This is a genomic window from Niveispirillum sp. SYP-B3756, from assembly GCF_009495745.1.
GTDB lineage: Bacteria > Pseudomonadota > Alphaproteobacteria > Azospirillales > Azospirillaceae > Niveispirillum.
Genome location: NZ_WIDQ01000004.1, coordinates 166929 through 182903, shown reverse-complemented (window position 1 = coordinate 182903; position 15975 = coordinate 166929). Strand labels below are relative to the sequence as shown.

17 protein-coding genes are annotated in these 15975 nt (G+C 61.9%); 3 read left to right on the top strand and 14 right to left on the bottom strand.

Annotated elements, in window-relative coordinates:
- Positions 1-42: 42 nt before the first annotated feature.
- The gene (locus GE253_RS10675) at positions 43-1158 is read right to left on the bottom strand and encodes a peptidoglycan-binding domain-containing protein (RefSeq protein WP_153204123.1); all 1116 of its coding nucleotides are present in this window, start codon (positions 1156-1158) and stop codon (positions 43-45) included.
- A 285-nt stretch (positions 1159-1443) separates the two neighbouring features.
- On the opposite strand from GE253_RS10675, the gene GE253_RS10670 reads away from it, so the two are divergent.
- Together GE253_RS10670 and GE253_RS10665 are read left to right on the top strand one after the other, a co-directional pair.
- On the top strand, positions 1444-2082 hold the full coding sequence (locus GE253_RS10670; RefSeq protein ID WP_247878597.1) for a cache domain-containing protein: 639 nt from the start codon (positions 1444-1446) through the stop codon (positions 2080-2082).
- A gap of 87 nt (positions 2083-2169) precedes the next feature.
- Positions 2170-3849, top strand: a complete 1680-nt coding sequence (locus GE253_RS10665; RefSeq protein WP_153204122.1) for a methyl-accepting chemotaxis protein — start codon at positions 2170-2172, stop codon at positions 3847-3849.
- A 48-nt stretch (positions 3850-3897) separates the two neighbouring features.
- Here the strand turns inward: GE253_RS10665 and GE253_RS10660 are convergent, their stop codons facing one another.
- The 9 genes from GE253_RS10660 to GE253_RS10620 form a co-directional block, all read right to left on the bottom strand.
- Positions 3898-4362 (bottom strand): hypothetical protein, encoded by a 465-nt coding sequence (locus GE253_RS10660; protein ID WP_153204121.1) that lies wholly within the window; start codon positions 4360-4362, stop codon positions 3898-3900.
- A gap of 175 nt (positions 4363-4537) precedes the next feature.
- On the bottom strand, positions 4538-5125 hold the full coding sequence (locus GE253_RS10655; RefSeq protein WP_153204120.1) for a hypothetical protein: 588 nt from the start codon (positions 5123-5125) through the stop codon (positions 4538-4540).
- Between the two features lie 2 nt (positions 5126-5127).
- Positions 5128-6588 (bottom strand): amidophosphoribosyltransferase, encoded by a 1461-nt coding sequence (gene purF, locus GE253_RS10650; protein ID WP_153204119.1) that lies wholly within the window; start codon positions 6586-6588, stop codon positions 5128-5130.
- Between the two features lie 68 nt (positions 6589-6656).
- Positions 6657-7364 (bottom strand): CvpA family protein, encoded by a 708-nt coding sequence (locus GE253_RS10645; protein WP_153204118.1) that lies wholly within the window; start codon positions 7362-7364, stop codon positions 6657-6659.
- Between the two features lie 16 nt (positions 7365-7380).
- Entirely contained in the window at positions 7381-8784 is a 1404-nt protein-coding gene (gene radA / locus GE253_RS10640; RefSeq protein WP_153204117.1) for a DNA repair protein RadA, read from the bottom strand.
- Positions 8785-8943: 159 nt separating this feature from the next.
- Complete coding sequence (locus GE253_RS10635) at positions 8944-9873, bottom strand: sigma-70 family RNA polymerase sigma factor (protein ID WP_348770825.1); 930 nt, start codon at positions 9871-9873, stop codon at positions 8944-8946.
- The gene (locus GE253_RS10630; RefSeq protein WP_247878596.1) at positions 9870-10325 is read right to left on the bottom strand and encodes a carboxymuconolactone decarboxylase family protein; all 456 of its coding nucleotides are present in this window, start codon (positions 10323-10325) and stop codon (positions 9870-9872) included. The genes GE253_RS10635 and GE253_RS10630 overlap by 4 nt, the downstream gene beginning before the upstream one ends.
- A gap of 97 nt (positions 10326-10422) precedes the next feature.
- A complete protein-coding gene (locus GE253_RS10625; protein WP_153204116.1) occupies positions 10423-11016 on the bottom strand; it encodes a glutathione S-transferase N-terminal domain-containing protein in 594 nt (197 codons plus the stop codon).
- Complete coding sequence (locus GE253_RS10620) at positions 11013-12194, bottom strand: YbfB/YjiJ family MFS transporter (RefSeq protein ID WP_173012588.1); 1182 nt, start codon at positions 12192-12194, stop codon at positions 11013-11015. Before GE253_RS10620 ends, GE253_RS10625 begins: the two co-directional genes overlap by 4 nt.
- 99 nt (positions 12195-12293) lie before the next feature.
- Here GE253_RS10620 and GE253_RS10615 point away from each other — a divergent pair, with 99 nt between their 5' ends.
- Positions 12294-13184: a LysR family transcriptional regulator gene (locus GE253_RS10615; RefSeq protein WP_153204114.1), complete on the top strand. Its 891-nt coding sequence runs from the start codon at positions 12294-12296 to the stop codon at positions 13182-13184.
- Here the strand turns inward: GE253_RS10615 and GE253_RS10610 are convergent, their stop codons facing one another.
- From GE253_RS10610 to GE253_RS10595, 4 genes are all read right to left on the bottom strand, one after another.
- Positions 13185-13388, bottom strand: a complete 204-nt coding sequence (locus GE253_RS10610) for a hypothetical protein (protein WP_153204113.1) — start codon at positions 13386-13388, stop codon at positions 13185-13187.
- 118 nt (positions 13389-13506) lie between these two features.
- Positions 13507-14442, bottom strand: coding sequence for a bifunctional riboflavin kinase/FAD synthetase (locus GE253_RS10605; RefSeq protein ID WP_153204112.1), 936 nt, complete (start codon positions 14440-14442; stop codon positions 13507-13509).
- 160 nt (positions 14443-14602) lie between these two features.
- Positions 14603-15373 (bottom strand): hypothetical protein, encoded by a 771-nt coding sequence (locus GE253_RS10600; RefSeq protein WP_153204111.1) that lies wholly within the window; start codon positions 15371-15373, stop codon positions 14603-14605.
- 87 nt (positions 15374-15460) lie between these two features.
- On the bottom strand, positions 15461-15916 hold the full coding sequence (locus GE253_RS10595) for a MaoC family dehydratase (protein ID WP_153204110.1): 456 nt from the start codon (positions 15914-15916) through the stop codon (positions 15461-15463).
- Between the last annotated feature and the right edge of the window lie 59 nt (positions 15917-15975).

The window sequence follows — 15975 nt, the reverse complement described above, 5'->3', positions numbered from 1 at the left end:
TAAGGGCCATTGATGATAATTTCACAATGGCCCTTCACTTTATTAAGATTTTATTTTGCTTTCATCTTCTAAAAATTTTGCCCTTTCAAAATAGGTGCGTGCCGCTTGGTTACGTTCTTCAGAAACTGCTCTTCTGTTACTTTCCTGAGCAGCTGCGGCCCAGTCTCTGGCGACAACCGCCGCAAAGAGCTTTTTCCATTTTTCAGCATTAAATTTGGTCGTACCAATATTATAGATCATATCCATCAATACGATTTTCGCCGGGGCGGGGAAACAGGAGAATCCGGAGAATTTTTTCCTGAGGTCCTTTTCAAATTGCTGAACACTATCCTTGAGCATTTTCTTATAATCTGAACTCGACAATTTTAATTGGGTAATTTTTTTATATTTTTTCGCAAGGTAATTGATCTTTTCCTCACCATTTTTTTCAGCTTCTGCCCGTGCGTCATCAATAAATTTTCTTAACTTCTCATACCCATCCGTTACCTCTGCGAGAGTGGCAAAACGCCCATCTTCAGTTTCCATCCGCCATGGCAGGGATTTGAACTGGTCCCATTGATTAACGTTCGCGCCAACGCCCACAGTGATAAACCCGAGAGAGTCACCATACGGATAGTTGTATGCCTTTTCATGCTGCACCAACATTTCCACCGCCTCATCCAGCCATGGCCCCTGGAAACAAGGCGGCTCATCATCCTTGGCGGTTTTCCCGGCGGCGCCCGCAGCCGCCACCCCATCCCGTGATGCCACCGCATCCACCAGCTCCGCCCAGCAGCGGCAATGTTCCTCCTCCCCCGGTTCGGGCCAGGCTTTCCAGCGGAACAGCTTGCCTTCCCGCGCCGCGTGGCTGGGGCGGACGCGGTCATCCCGTACCGTCCGCCAGATATAGCGATCATTGCCGGATGTCCGGGCCAGATATTCCTGCAGGGTCTGGACCGTCTCATCATCGGGTTTGACCTGCCCGGTCGGGGTCAGCCCGGTCAGGCGCTGGAACGCCTCAATCGCCTCAAACAGGCGGGTTTCGGCAAAGCGGGTCATGCCGATCAGATCGTCGGGCAGATAATGGCCCAGACGGTTCAGCACCCGCTTCAGGTTCAGAACGTCATTGGGGTCGGCATCAACATTGCGGGCGACGGCCCGCTTCAGCTCCAGTTCCATCGGCTTTCTCCAGAAACAAAAAAGCCCGCCCCACAGGCGTGGGGCGGGCAGTTTCAAGGAAAATTATCCTATAACCGGAGCATGGTCAAGCGTGGCTGCTCACAGCCCCAGCACATCATCCATGCTGTAAAGCCCCGCCGGGCGGCCTGCCCGCCCCACAGGCCGGCGCGCACGGCACCAGGGGCAACGATGGTACGGGTACGGCCTTGTGGGACAGTTCCAGCCGTTTGGTACGGCGGTAGCCGCTGCCACCCGGCCCGCGCCGCGTGAAACCACGCCGTTGGCATGTTGCCACCGGCGATTGAAGGCATTGCTCAAAACCTGTGGGTTTCGAGCAATGCGAATGAGTATCAGCGGATAAAAGTTCAAAAGACTATCTATTCCAAAGGTCAGAACAGGAAGCGCTTGTCAGCGGGTAACCTTGGGATCGCGCTAAACCATAATCCCAAGGAGATTGTCATGCGAGCGTCCCTTCTCACCGTCCTGACCGTCGGCAGCCTGTTATGGGCGGGCCAGCCAGCCCTGGCAGCGGAAGGAAATGCCACCCGCGACGAAGCCGTGGCCATGGTGCAACGGGCCGCCAAGCACCTTGCCAGCGCCGGTCAGGAGAAAGCCTTCACCGATTTCTCCACGAAGGGCGGATCTTTTTCGGACCGCGACCTTTATGTCGTTGTCTATGACCTCAACGGAAAATGCTTGGCCCATGGGGCCAATGAAAAACTCATCGGCAAAGATCTGATCGACGCAGAGGATATAGACGGCAAGCTCTATATCAAAGAACGCATGGATATGGCCAAAACCAACAAGAGCTTCTGGCAAGAATACAAATTCACCAACCCCACCAGTAAGAAAGTAGAGCCGAAGGAAATGTACTGTCAGGTTGAAAGTAACCTAGCGGTATGTGCAGGTATCTACAAAAAATGATTTTCGTGGCGGAGCATCCGTCTTCAGGGTGCTCCACCTTGATTATTCGCACCTGAGGGTGACCAGTTCTGTTGCGTGAGGTAAGCCATGTCGATTGCCCGAAAAATCGTCCTTTATTTCCTGTTTCTCGCCATTGCGATGGTCGGGCTCGGCTCTGTCCAAATCGTGGCGGTCAGTGGCATCGACAAGCGAATCAGCACGGTTTTTGGCACGGTGCTGCAAGATGAAAGCGCCGTGAATGGCTTTCTGGTCCGTCTGCCGCAACAGCGCAAGGCGCTCTACCATCTGGTGGCGTTGGCCGCGACAGATATGGGACCGGAAAAGGTCGCCGCACAGAAAAGGCAGGTCCTGGCATTGACCGATGCGCTGGAACGCGATCTGCCTCTGTTGCGGGAGGTGATCAGCAATAATGGCCTGACAGATCTGGGTGATCCCTTCAGCGCCGCCGCCAAGAAATATGTCAGCAAAAGCCGTGACCTCACTGACGTAATCGATGGTGATGTCTCCACAACATTGGCTTTCATGGGAGCGTTGGAACGGTCCGCCGCCGCGATGGAAGAGATCGTGGGTAAGCTGCAGGCCGCCCAGGCCGCCCGGATCGGCAATGACGAACAGTCCGTCAATCGCGCCATCCTGCTCACCTATGCCATGGTCGGCGGCACCATTTTGGCCCTGATTATCGCCGTTCTGGCGGTCAACCATTTCATCAGCGGCCGTATCGCGCGTCCTCTGGTTGATTTGGCGAATGTGACCCACCGGCTGATTGCCGGAGAGAGTGGAGTACAGGTGGATAGGGCACTCAGCGGACGGTCTGACGAGATCGGGCGGCTGTCACAGGCCCTGTCAATCCTGGTAGGAAATGAGCAGGAACGGCGGGAATTACAGGCCCGAACAGAAGCCACAGCCCAGGCGGAGCGTGAAAGGGCCAGCCGGTTGGAGAAGCTCTCCACCCGCTTCGATACAGAAGCCACAGCCTCCTTGCGGGAAACCCTGTCGGCCGTGCAGGAATTACAAGCCACGGCTGGTGACATGGAACGGGTGGCCGACGATACCCGTGCCGCCGTGACCAATATGGCCGATGCCATCGCCAATGCCAGCCGTCAGGTAGGCCATGTGGCCGGGGCAACCGATCAGCTTTCTGCCAGCATCCGGGAAATCAGCGATCGGGTCGATCATTCGGCCAGCATTGCCGAACAGGCGGTTCATGAAGCTGGACGCACGGATCATCTGGTACAGGGGCTGGCGGGGGCTGCGGACAAGATCGGCACCGTGGTGCAATTGATCAGCGAAATTGCCAGCCAGACCAACCTGCTGGCGCTTAACGCCACCATTGAGGCGGCCCGCGCCGGGGAGGCCGGTAAGGGCTTTGCCGTCGTGGCAAGCGAAGTGAAGGCACTGGCGCGGCAAACTGCAGAAGCCACAAATGAAATAGCGACCCAGGTGGGTGACATCCAGCAGGTCACCAAAGATACGGTGGCAGCCTTGAGCGCCATTACCGACCGGATCAGCGATATCCGTGCCGCCGGTATGACCATCGCTGGCGCCGTGAAGCAGCAGTCCCGGATGACGCAAGAGATCGTCGAAAGCGTGCAATATACCAGTGACAGCACCCGGCAGGTAGCCGAACGCGTGGATCACGTGTTGCAGGGTGCCAACGCCACCAAGGCAGCATCGCACCGGGTGAACGAGGCTTCCGGCAGCCTTAACCAGCGTTCCGACGCGCTGGATGGGCAAATCCAGGGCTTCCTGTCCCAGGTCCGGGGCTGATGCAAAAGCGACGAGAAGGCCGGTGGAGACAATCCACCGGCTCCGTTCCTACCCAACCTGTCGCAACCGATCATTCAACAGATTGAATGACAAGTCCGCCCGCGACAATGTCCGTATCTGAGTGGCCGGCAGGTCCAGGCTGGTAGCGGTCTGGGCGTTATCGCCCCCCATCTCCTGGAAACTCAGCAATTCGGCCTGCACGTTCTCATGCAAGGGTATATTTTCCACCTGCTGCACGTCGGTGGGGGCTTCCCGGGACATGCTCAGCTTGGACAGGTCCAGCGGTGTGCCGGCCAGATTGTAGATGTGATCCTGAAACCGAACCTTGATACTGGTCGTGGCGAAACCGGACGCCAGCATCTCCGAAGACTTGCTCTCCGAATTCTCCATCATCGCCTTGATATAGTCCGCAGCGCCTAAATGAGCGTGCGCCTTGGTGAACGCTTCTGATTCCGCGCTGGCCTTTTCCTTTGCCTCACCGGTCAGTATCCGCGCGCCGGATGGGGCGATCATATGGCTGCTATAGATGCTAGTCCCGCTTGGGGACGATGATCCGATGGCTGTCACGTGTAGCTCCTTCACATACCTCTCCCGAAACGGATATGCAAAGGACGGACCAAAAAACCGGGCAGATTTTGCCTAGATCAATCAATATCAATCGGTTAGCGGGGTAGCCCTGGTGGGAGGATTACGACACCCAGAGCATCGCTTCTCCAATTGCCTGCCACTTGCCATCTGCCTGACGCTTTAGATAAGTAACATTTCCCCTGCCCAGAAGCATACCGGCAGAAAAACTCTCCACCAATACGGCTTCGTTGCCATCCTTGCTGATAACCGGCAGGGAAATTCCCAATATCGCAGATTTAAATAGCGCCCCGTTTGATGAACTACCTGAGTTTACAGCATCTTCGCCATAACGGATGCCTTTGCTATCAAGAAGCTTACGCACATTGGCGCAGTGCTTGATCGCGCTGGCACCACCACCGGCCCGCAAGCCGGAAATTAATTCATTCGGCGGCCCCGCGATCGGCTTAGGTTCTGCCCCCTCAGCCCCCATGTCTCGCCATTCCAGGCGGCCATCCTCCCGCGGTCCCCCTTGATCCTCCTCGGAGAAAACGACGGGTCCACCATTTTGGACAACAGGGAAGGACAGCAGATAGGTTTCAGCCAGTGCACAGGCGGGGGAAGGCTGCGCCGCCGGTACATTGTCTGCCGCGGCCGCCGAAAGCGCGGGCAGCAGCAGAACGGACAAAGCCAACAAGCTGCGCAGCATCATCCTTACCCCGCCTTACGCCCACCCGGCAGATAAGAGACATCCGCCCCGCGGCCCGGATCGAAATCCGTCAGCGGGATCGGGTATTCACCGGTGAAGCACGCGTCGCAATATTGCGGCATATCGCCATCGCGCTTGGCATGGTCCAGCGACTTGTACAGCCCATCCAGGCTGATGAAGGCCAGGCTGTCGGCCTTGATGTAATCGCGCATTTCATCCACCGTCATCCGGTGGGCCAGCAGCTTTTCCTTTTCCGGCGTGTCGATACCGTAGAAGCAGCTATGGCTGGTCGGCGGGCTGGAAATGCGCATATGCACTTCCTTGGCGCCGGCATCGCGCATCATTTCCACGATTTTCAGCGAGGTGGTGCCGCGCACGATGCTGTCATCCACCAGCACGATGCGCTTGCCCTGGATAAAATGCCGGTTGGCATTATGCTTCAGCTTCACGCCCAGGCGGCGGATCTTGTCCGTCGGCTGGATGAAGGTGCGGCCGACATAATGGTTGCGGATGATGCCCAGATCGAACGGTATGCCGCTCTGTTCGGCATAGCCCAGGGCTGCCGGCACGCCCGAATCCGGCACCGGGATGATCAGGTCGGCATCAACATGACTCTCAATGGCCAGCTGCGCCCCGATCTTCTTGCGCACACCGTACACGGAATGGCCTTCCATGTAGCTGTCGGGCCGGGCGAAATAGATATATTCGAAAATGCAGAACTTGGACGGCACCTGCTGGAAGGGGCGCAGGCTCTGCACCCCGTCCTTGTCCAGCACCACCATTTCGCCCGGCTCAATGTCGCGGACATAATCGGCCCCGATAATGTCCAGCGCCACGGTCTCCGAGGCCAGCACATGCACATCGCCCAGCAGGCCCAGCACCAGCGGACGCACGCCATGCGGATCGCGCACGCCGATCACAATATCCTTGGCCATGCAGACCAGCGAATAGGCGCCCTCGATCTGGCGCAGCGCTTCCACCAGCCGATCGATAACACTGCCGCCACGGGCCGTCGCCATCAGATGGATGATGGTTTCGGTATCAGAGGTGGACTGGAACAGGCAGCCCCGGCGCACCAACTGGCGGCGCAGCTGCATGGCATTGGTCAGGTTGCCATTATGGGCCAGCGCGAAGCCGCCAAACTCAAACTCCGCGAACAGCGGCTGCACATTGCGCAAGGACCGTTCGCCGGTGGTGGCATAGCGGACATGGCCGATGGCCTGCGAACCGGTCAAGTTGCGCATGACCGTTTCGCTGCCGAAAATATCGCCCACCTGCCCCAGCGCCCGATGGTGCGGGAAATCCTGCCCGTCAAAGCTGACGATACCCGCCGCTTCCTGGCCGCGATGCTGCAGGGCGTGCAGGCCCAGCGCCACCAGTGCCGCCGCATCTTGCGGACCGAACACACCGAAGACGCCGCATTCCTCACGCAGCTTGTCATCGTCGAAGGGATGGGTCGTAAGCATGGGCGGGTAGCCTTTCACGCTAAAGTCCGAAGATCGGTGGCAACAAAGTCGAAAGCGGCAGCGCATCCCTAACGGGATGTGCCACCGGGCGGTGGTTCCTGATCGGTATTCTTGATCAACTGGTCGAGACGTCCGAGCGCCTCGCCGTTATAGCCGTTATCGCCGGCGGGCGCAGCCGCGTTCCCTGCAGAGGCGGGTAGCGGATTGGCGAGGCGTTCCAGGGTACGCCTTGCCTCCTCCGCCTCCTGCACGCGCAGGCGCACGCGCTCCGCCTCCCGCTGGGCGGGGGTCAGATCGGCATTGGGCAGCAGATCGCGCAGCGTCTCAGCCCCGACCGCCAGGAAGGGGCGGGACTTGGCATCGTGCAGCCAAGCTGGCTGATCGGGCCAGAGCCAGAGGGCAAACATATAGACAAGGCTGACCAGCACCGCCCCGCGCACCACACCAAAGGCAAAGCCCAGCGAGCGGTCGATGGCCGACAGGCTGCTTTCCTGCACCCGGCCGGAAACGGCATGGGTGACCATGGAGAACAGGATCAGCGACAAGGTGAAGATGGCCAGGATGGTGACGCCATCGGCCAGATACTGGGTTTCAATACGCTGGCGGACAAAGGGCGTGAGGATGGGGAAGAAATAGATGGTGGCGAACGCCGCCCCCACCCAGGCCGCCACTGACAGCACCTCCCGCACGAAACCGCGTGCGAACGCCATCAGGGCGGAAATGCCCAGCACGGCGGCAACGGCGATATCGACGGGGTTCAACCCGCTGGCGTCCATCCACTTCCCCTAAAAATCAATCCCGCCCGCGCGGCGGGCGCGGCGGCGCATCGGCCTGGAACAAGGGCATCAGGTCGGACAGGTGATCCAGTTCCACCCGGCGCAACCCATCCGCCGCCGCTCCCGCACCGCCACGCGACCGGCGCGGCTGGGGCATGATGGCGCGGTTAAAACCCAGCTTGGTGGCCTCTTTCAGGCGCTGATCCGTCTGGCTGACGGCACGGATTTCGCCGGACAGACCGATTTCCCCGAACACCACGGCATCGGCCGGCACCGGTTCCCCCGTCAGACTGCTGACCAGGGCCGCCGCCACCGCCAGATCGGCCGCCGGCTCGCTGATTTTCAGCCCGCCCGCGACGCTGAGATAGACATCATTGGCACCGATGGCGACACCGCAGCGCGCCTCCAGCACCGCCAGCACCATGGCCAGCCGGGAACTGTCCCAGCCCACCACGGCCCGGCGCGGCGTGCCCAGGGGGGATGGCGCCACCAGGGCCTGCACCTCCACCAGCACCGGCCGCGTGCCTTCCAGCCCCGCGAACACCGCTGTTCCCGTTATATCGCGGCGGCGGTCGGCCAGAAACAGCTCTGAAGGATTGGGTACTTCGACCAGCCCATCCTCGCTCATTTCGAACACGCCGATCTCGTCGGTGGGGCCGAAGCGGTTCTTCACCGCACGCAGGATGCGGAACTGGTGCCCCCGCTCCCCTTCGAAATAGAGGACGGTATCGACCATATGTTCCAGCACGCGGGGGCCGGCGATCTGGCCATCCTTGGTGACATGGCCGACGATCAGCAGGGTGATGCCCCGCTTCTTTGCCACGCGGATCAGTTCGGACGCGCAGGCGCGCACCTGGGCCACGGTGCCCGGCGCGCTGTCCAGCGTGTCAATATACATGGTCTGGATCGAATCGATCACCGCCACCTGGGGGCCATCGGCCGCCTCCAGGCTGGCCACGATATCACGGACATTGTTAGCCGCCGCCAACGCCACCGGGGCATTGACCAGACCCAGCCGGGCGGCGCGCATCCGCACCTGATCCACCGCCTCTTCACCGGAAATATAGGCGCAGCGGGTTTCCTGGGCCAGGCAGCAGGTGACCTGCAGCAGCAGGGTGGATTTGCCGATACCGGGATCACCGCCCACCAGCAGGGCCGAGCCATTGACCAGCCCGCCGCCGCACACCCGGTCAAATTCCTGGATCTGCGTCATGCGGCGCGGCGCATCCTTGGAAACGCCGGACAGGGCGACGAATTCGATCTTGCGCCCCTGGCCCTTGCCCAGCCCCTTGGGCACGGCCTCAACGGCCTGTTCCTCGACAAGCGTGTTCCACTCACCACAGGCGTCGCACTTGCCCGACCATTTCGGGTAGGCGGCCCCGCAATTCTGGCAAACATATCGGCTGGTGGTGCGGGCCAAGGTTTTCTCGAAGGCTCCCGGGTGGAACGGCGCCCCGTATATAGCGGTTTCCTCCGCCCTTTCGCAGCCCCTCATAACACAAGTGCAACATGCGCGGGGCGTGGGGTGGCCGTGGTCCGCAGAATGACGGCCATTGAACAGATTGAGAGGGCGCATCGGTCACATTTTGTGACGCCGCGAATATGAAATATTGCTTAGCGCTGAACTGCCCAGCAATGCCCCCTCTCCCACCGCCGCCAGATGGCGCAGCTTGTCCGGATTGCGGGTGATGTAGACAGCCGCAATGCCATCGCCATCCAGCAGCAGGGCGATGGTCTGCAAGGTGCCATCCGGGTGGCGGCAAAGGAAACCCGGCAGCCCGTCAATCAATCCCCGATACAGCACAACCGGTTCGGCAAAGCTGTTCTTGGCGGCGATGCCGGCAAAGAAGCGGGCCACCTTGTCCCCACCCTGCACCGGGTTCAGGGCCGCCCGCGCCCGGCCGCCGCCATCGGTGTACAGCACGGCATCGGCAGCCAGCAGGCCACGCAGCCCCGCCAGATCGCCCCCATGGGCGGCAGCCAGAAAGGCATCGGCAATATCCCGCCCGCGTTCCGCCGTCACCGGAAAACGCGGCTTGGCGGCACGCACATGGGTGCGGGCGCGGGCGGCCAACTGGCGACAGGCGGCTTGGTCACGCTCCAGCACCTCCGCCACCGCGTCGAACGGCTGGCCGAACACGTCATGCAGCAGGAAGGCTGCCCGTTCCAAGGGGGACAGCCGTTCCAGCGCCAACATCAGGGCCAGGGTCAGCTGCTCCCCCTCCTCCAGCGCGTCCACGGGGTCGATGCTGGGTTCGGGCAGCCAGGGGCCGATATAGGTTTCGCGCCGGGTGCGGGCGGACTTCAACTGGTCCAGGCAAAGCCGTGTCAGCAGCCGCACCAGATAGGCATCGCCATCGCGCACGGCCGCATGGTCGGCCCCGGCCCAGCGCAACCACGCCTCCTGCACCATGTCATCGGCCTCGGCCACGGAACCCAGCATCCGATAGGCGATGCGGGTCAGCCGTGGCCGCAGCCGGTTGAAGGTGGCCAGCACTTCCCCGCTCACATCCGCCCCTCCTTGGGATGCACCAGCCGGAAGCCGACGCCGAACCGGTTCCAGGCATTGATGGTGGCAATCAGCAGGGTCAGGTTCACCTGTTCCTCCGGGCTGAACTGGGCTTGCAACAGGGCATAATCGCCATCGCCTGCCCCGCTATGGGCCAGATCGGTCAGCGCCTCCGTCCAGGCCAGAGCGGCCCGTTCACGCTCACTATAAAGCGGCGATTCCCGCCAGGCGTCCAGCAGGTAAAGCCGCGCCTCTGTCTCCCCCAGCGCGCGGGCGTCACGGGTATGCATGTTGATGCAATAGGCGCAGCGGTTGATCTGGGAGGCGCGGGTCTTCACCAGTTCTACCAATGTGGGCTCCAGCCCCAGATCGGCAATCTTGCCCTCCAGCTCATACATTGCCTTCATGGCGGCGGGGGCGGCGGCCTGGGGGTTGAGACGGGCTTTCATCATGGCTCTCCGGTTCATGGCCCCGGCAACAGATGCCGGGGCCTTCACCGATCAGGACGAGATGGACAGAACCCCTGTGACAGGTCGCGCAGAATTATTTTCAGCGTGGATCGGTGATCCGCATGGAAGGGCGCTGATCCACCGCCGCAAACCAGGTCGCCAGCACCGGGCAACCCGCCCGCCAATCCAGATCGGCATGGCGGAAATCCAGATAATCCAGCGCACAGGCCAGGGAGATGGCGCCCAGATCGAACAAGGCGGGCGGCTCCATCGCCTCCAGAACCGGCAGGCTGCGCCCGATCGCCGCCTTCTGCCGTTCCACCCAGCCGGGGGAGCGTTCGCCCGCCGGGCGACGGCCTTCGATCACCGCAGCGAACACGGCATCCATCAGCCCCTGCGCCAGCGCACTGCGGCGCAGCGCCTGCCAGCGTTCCGGCCCGTCGGGTGCCAGCAGACGGGGGCCGGGCAGCACGCTGTCCAGATAATCGGCGATGGCCCAGCTTTCACCCAAGGCCCAGCCCTCATCCGTCACCAGGGCCGGCACCTTGCCGGAGGGCACAGCCTGATGCAGGGCAGCCGGATCGCTCCAAGGGTCAATCAGCACCAGTTCCACCCGTGCTCCTGCCCGCTTTTCCGCGATCAGCACCCGCACCTTGCGGGCATAGGGGGAGGTTTGGGCAGCATAGAGCTTCATCGGTCACCTTCCTTCCGTTGCAATAAAACCAGCCCGGCCAGGGCCATGCCGCCGGCCAGCAGCAGGACAGCGGCCCCCAGGGCAAACAGGGGCAGATAGGCCCCGGTGGTGGCGAACAGGGCGGTCATCCCATAACCGCCGACGGCCTGGAACAAGGCAAACAGCAGCGTCATCCGCCCCCACAGTGCCGTATGGCCCGCCGGCCCCGCCAGCAGCCCCGCCACGCCCGATGCCAGCGCCACGCTGCCGGGCGTCAAGGCCCCGACCAGAAAGGCCGACAGAGCCAGGGCGGCGGGCGTCGCGGTCAGCAGCGGCAGGCCCACCGCCCCCGCCTTCACCAGCAAGGCCCCCGTCAGCGCCAAGGGAAAGCCGGTGGTTCGGGCCACCCGTGCCGCCAGCAGCGGCCCCAGCACGGCCCCCAGCCCCAGAATGGTCCAGTAGAAGCCGCCCGCTTTCAGCCCCCAGCCCAGCCCGCGCGCCACGAAATCCGACAGGAACAAAGTATGCGGCACAAAGCCCATGCCATCCGCCCCATAGGCGAGCGCGAACAGCAGCAAGGGCGCCATCCCCCTGCCCGTCGTCGCCCCCGCCACCGCATGGGGTGCGGCCAGCGGGGCCGGCTGCCACTGGCCCCAGGACAGCGCCGCCAGCCCCACCCCCAGCAGCCCCAGCACGGCCCAGGCCAGTGCCACCCCGCCGGCGGCCAGCAACGGCAGTACCGCGCCGGCCAGGATGATGCCGAATCCCATGCCGGAGAAAACCAGCCCGGCCAGCATCGGTCTTCTGTCCGCCGGCACCCGCGCCATCAGCAAGGGTGCCGGCAGGATCATCAGTACGGCCCCCGTCACCCCCGCCAGAAAGCGCCAGCAGCCCAGCCAGACCATGCCGCCATTCCAGCCGCAGGCCCCCAGCGACAGCACGATCAGCCCCAGGGCGACGCGCAGCACGGGTGCCGCGCCAAAGCGGCGCCCCAGCCCGGCCGCCACCAGCGCGCCCAACAGATATCCCGCCAGATTGAACGCCCCCAGCAAGGCCGCCTGTGTGCTGCTGAGCCAGCCCTCCGCCACCATGGCCGGCAGCAGCGGCGTATAGGCAAAGCGGCCCAGCCCGACGCCCAGCAGCGTCGCTGTCAACCCGGCCCCTGCCAGCCGCCAGCCTTTCCAGTTTGATCCCACCATCCGGCCCTTCCTTCCAGAGCCCATCTTTCCCCAGACTTGACATCAGAAAAAATGAAATGTCAGGATAAATGAAATCGCTATTTTTGATGGATCAACGCCATGGACAGCACCGATCTGGCCTTCTTCGCGGCGGTGGTGGATGAGGGCGGGGTGACGGCGGCGGCGCGGCGGCTGAATTGCGTGCAATCCAACGTCACCGCCCGCATCCGCGCGCTGGAAGCCACGTTGGGCGTGCAGCTGTTCCGCCGTAACGGGCGCGGCGTGGTGCCGACCCAGGCGGCAGAGGTTCTGCTGCCCCATGCCCGGCAGGTGGCCGATGCGCTGCGTGCCGCACGCGCCAGCCTGGATGATCTGCTGAATCCCGGCCAGCCGGCGGGGCGATTGCTGATCGGCAGCATGGAAACCGTGGCCGCCGTGCGCCTGCCGCCGGTGCTGGCCGCCTATCACCGGGATTTTCCGGCGGTGGAGCTGGGGTTACGCACCGGGGCCAGCCGGCCCCTGTTGATGGAATTGCTGGCTGGCCAGTTGGATGCCGCCCTGGTCGGCGGCCCGGTCGACCACCCCGCCCTGGTGGTGGCCGACCTTGGGGTTGAACGGATGATAGCGGTGACGGCGGCCGGTGCCGATTGGCAGACCCTGCTGGCCCGACCGCAGGCCGCGGTGCTGTGCTTCCGCAGCGGTTGCGCCTATCGGGAGCGGCTGGAAGGGCTGCTGGTCCATCTGGGGGCCACCCAGGTAAGGATGCAGGAATTCGGCACGCTGGAAGGCATCATCGGTGGCGTCTCCGCCGGGATCGGGCTGTCGCTGCTGCCGGAAGCGGCGGTGGAGCGTTCACCCCTGCGCCCGCTGCTGGCCCTGCATCCGGTGCCGGAGCCCTGGACCATGGCACCGACGCAACTGGTTTACCGGCGTGATGCACTGGTGACGGCGGCCCTGCGCCGCTTCATCGAGTATGCCCGGCTGGGCTGGGCAACAATTGCCGGGCAATAATTACCAGACCATCTCCACCGGTGGACGGTAGAGCGCCTGTTCGAACAGGCCATTGACCACCCCTTGCAACTGCGCCTGCGCCGCCGCCGGCTCCTCCGACGAAACCGACACGCGGGTCAGGGCGGCGACGTGAAAGCCGCCATTGCGCAGGTTTTTCAAGGTGATACGGGCCTCGTCCGCCCGTGACGGATGAATGGCCGCCACGGTCGCCCTGCCCTGCGGCGGCCGGACAATGAATAAACCGAAATCCGGCACGGCCGGCACCCCCCTTAAACGTCCCCGCCTACGGGAAAGCAAAAGGGGTGCCAGCAGAATGCCGCTATCAAGCCAGCAACTGGCGGGCCTGGTCGCTATCCTGGGCGATCTGTGCCTTCAGCGCGTCCAGCCCGGCGAATTTTTGTTCCGGGCGCAGGAAATGCAGCAGGCGGACGCGCAGATGCTTGCCATAGAGATCATCGGCAAAATCGAACAGATGCACTTCCAGCCGTTCATCCGTACCGTTCACCGTCGGTCGGCTGCCCAGATTGGCCACACCCTTGTGCCAGACCGTCTCCGGCCCCTGATCCACACCGGCCTCCACGGCATAGACGCCGAAGCGCGGGCGCAGGATATCGCCCAGCAACAGGTTGGCGGTGGGAAAGCCGATGGTGCGGCCGCGCTTGTCGCCATGTTCCACCCGCGCCTCAATCTCCCAGGCATGGCCCAGAATGGCCTGGGCCGCCGCCACATCGCCGGCCTGCAGGTGCTGGCGCACGCGGGTGGAGGAATAGATCGTGCCATCGGCGGCAGAGACGGGGTGCACCTCCGTCACCTTGAAACCGTGCCAGCCGCCGGCTTCGCGCAGGAAGCCGATATCGCCGCCCCGGTCATGGCCGAACACGAAATCATGCCCGGCCACCACATGGCGCACACCCAACCCCTCCACCAGTACCTGCCGTACGAAAGTATCGGCGGAAAGCTGGGAGAAGGGCCGGTCGAAATGCAGGGCAACCAGGAAATCCAGCCCCATCGTCTCCACCAGCCGCGCCTTGATGCGCAACGGCGTCAGCCGGAACGGGGGATCGTTGGGGCGGAACAGGCTGCGCGGATGCGGTTCGAACGTCACCACCCCGGCCGGCACGCCCAGCGCACGCGCCGCCACCTGGGCCTGTTCGATCACGGCACGATGGCCGCGATGCACCCCATCGAAATTACCCAAGGCCACAGCACCACCGCGCAGGGCGGCGGGCAGATCGGCAGTATGGCGGAAAAGCTGCATTGGCCCGCGGATCCGGTTTCAGGTTCCATCAAGCATATAGTCGGGAACCAGCCCCCGGGTCCAGCCCCAGCCGTCGCGGGGCTGGACCGTGATCGGGACAGAACGGGCAAGTCGCCCCACAGGGAAGCAGCATGACTGAAAATGGAAAAATTCAAGAAAATTAACGTAAAAATGTATAATCATCAGATACATCAGGACAACCATCGACGCAAAAATACATATTTACGATTTGATCGTAATCATTTTTCATAGAAATAACATGAAATTTCATTCCATTTTTAAGAGTTTCTGATTTATTTTTTACTATCCAGCCCGGTAAAATCGTATTTACTGTTTTTCTCTCTAGATACGAGATATTTTTATTACCAGATACATGGTTCGGGAAGATAAAGGGATCATCGAAATATAATCCCCTCCCAGCGACGGCCGGAAAATCACTTTCGAAACGATACACGCCCAATATTTCATCCCATATGCTGGAGACATGGGGGTCGGCCGTGCGCGCCGCAATATTTAACCAATATGGCGCACTCTGGCGAAGGGGTGTACTATAAGATAAGGCAGCGTATGCATAAATGCGAACTACAGCTTGACCATATCCTCTCCTGGAAAGATCAAACAACATTTTTGTATCCGGCACTTCCTGTAATATAGCTACTTGATACTGCGCTAGTGGACTACCCAGTGCGGCTGCCTGGCGATAAGCAGCCATCTGTTTTTCAGTATCGTTTGTTGCCTCCGCCTCCTTCAGAAAGCGCGCTGCGGCAGGGGGCTCAGGTAACGCGGGAAGAGGGCCCTCTGGCAGATAAAGCACAGCGTTTATCTGGGCCGAGATATCCGCGTCCTCCGACGCTGGAGGCGTCCCTTCCGCACCCCCTGCCAGAAGAACCAGCCCCGCCAGCCCCAGAACCCGAATGAAAGCGGATTTCATTTCCCCACCCCATAAAGCGAAACTGTGGCAAGTTTCCCATCAAGATATTCCGCTTTCAACAGCCGGATATGCCCCCAACCGTTGGGCTTACCCCGGCCGGCAGGGCACCATCACCATCGCCTCGCCTTCGATCACCACATGATCGGCGACGGTGCAGATGGTGGACAGTACGGCACGGCGCTTTTCCGGCACCAGTTCCTGCACCGTCACCGTGGTGGTCACCGTCTCCCCGATGCGCACCGGCGCGCGGAAGCGCAGCGACTGGGACATATAGATACAGCCCGGCCCCGGCAGGCGGGTGCCCAGCACGGTGGTGATGAAACAGGCCGACAGCATCCCATGGGCGATGCGGCCGCCGAACGGGGTCTGCTTGGCATATTCCTCGTTCAGGTGCATCGGGTTGGTATCGCCGGAAATACCGGCGAACATCACGATATCGGTTTCGGTGATGGTGCGGGCATAAACACCCTTCATCCCGACATAGAGATCTTCCAGATAAAAACCGGTGAGATCGGCCGGGTCCAGGCCGGTCCGACGGTGCATCGCCACATCATCCATCGTGCATCCCTCACGCTTGCAAGCCCTTGATGCCCCAACATTGC

Bases quoted from the DNA above. Each gene is read 5' to 3' on its own strand.
- GE253_RS10605 (WP_153204112.1), bottom strand. From the start codon at position 14,442: ATGCAGCTTTTCCGCCATACTGCCGATCTGCCCGCCGCCCTGCGCGGT.
- GE253_RS10600 (WP_153204111.1), bottom strand. From the start codon at position 15,373: ATGAAATCCGCTTTCATTCGGGTTCTGGGGCTGGCGGGGCTGGTTCTT.
- GE253_RS10645 (WP_153204118.1), bottom strand. From the start codon at position 7,364: ATGGACGCCAGCGGGTTGAACCCCGTCGATATCGCCGTTGCCGCCGTG.
- purF (WP_153204119.1), bottom strand. From the start codon at position 6,588: ATGCTTACGACCCATCCCTTCGACGATGACAAGCTGCGTGAGGAATGC.
- GE253_RS10665 (WP_153204122.1), top strand. From the start codon at position 2,170: ATGTCGATTGCCCGAAAAATCGTCCTTTATTTCCTGTTTCTCGCCATT.
- GE253_RS10655 (WP_153204120.1), bottom strand. From the start codon at position 5,125: ATGATGCTGCGCAGCTTGTTGGCTTTGTCCGTTCTGCTGCTGCCCGCG.
- GE253_RS10675 (WP_153204123.1), bottom strand. From the start codon at position 1,158: ATGGAACTGGAGCTGAAGCGGGCCGTCGCCCGCAATGTTGATGCCGAC.
- GE253_RS10615 (WP_153204114.1), top strand. From the start codon at position 12,294: ATGGACAGCACCGATCTGGCCTTCTTCGCGGCGGTGGTGGATGAGGGC.
- GE253_RS10670 (WP_247878597.1), top strand. From the start codon at position 1,444: ATGTTGCCACCGGCGATTGAAGGCATTGCTCAAAACCTGTGGGTTTCG.
- GE253_RS10620 (WP_173012588.1), bottom strand. From the start codon at position 12,194: ATGGTGGGATCAAACTGGAAAGGCTGGCGGCTGGCAGGGGCCGGGTTG.
- GE253_RS10625 (WP_153204116.1), bottom strand. From the start codon at position 11,016: ATGAAGCTCTATGCTGCCCAAACCTCCCCCTATGCCCGCAAGGTGCGG.
- GE253_RS10595 (WP_153204110.1), bottom strand. From the start codon at position 15,916: ATGCACCGTCGGACCGGCCTGGACCCGGCCGATCTCACCGGTTTTTAT.
- GE253_RS10630 (WP_247878596.1), bottom strand. From the start codon at position 10,325: ATGATGAAAGCCCGTCTCAACCCCCAGGCCGCCGCCCCCGCCGCCATG.
- GE253_RS10660 (WP_153204121.1), bottom strand. From the start codon at position 4,362: ATGATCGCCCCATCCGGCGCGCGGATACTGACCGGTGAGGCAAAGGAA.